Annotated in this window: 1 protein-coding gene; it reads right to left on the minus strand. The window is 72.8% G+C overall.

The genetic code is table 11. The features are described from left to right. A partial coding sequence (locus LQ326_RS47535; protein WP_268208479.1) for a beta-ketoacyl synthase N-terminal-like domain-containing protein occupies positions 1–368 on the minus strand: 368 nt, incomplete at both ends.

A 368-nucleotide genomic window follows, 5' to 3' on the forward strand; every position in this document is an offset into this window, starting at 1 on the left:
GACCAGGACGACGGCGACGCCCTCGGACCAGCCCGTGCCGTCCGCCGCCGCCGCGAAGGCCTTGTTACGGCCGTCCGCCGCGAGCCCGCGCTGCCGGGAGAACTCCACGAACGTCGACGGGCGGGCCATCACGGCCACCCCGCCGACGACGGCCAGGTCGGACTCGCCCGAGCGCAGGGACTGGACGGCCAGGTGCAGGGCCACCAGGGAGGAGGAGCAGGCCGTGTCCACGGTGACCGCGGGGCCCTCGAAGCCGTAGGTGAAGGCCACACGGCCGGAGAGGACGCTCGGCAGGTTGTTGTGGGAGGTGTAGCCGTCGACACCCTCGCCGATCAGGTCGGCGCCGATGGTGTATCCGGTGTGGAAGC

Origin of the sequence: Streptomyces shenzhenensis (genome assembly GCF_021462265.1) — a bacterium.
GTDB lineage: Bacteria > Actinomycetota > Actinomycetes > Streptomycetales > Streptomycetaceae > Streptomyces > Streptomyces shenzhenensis.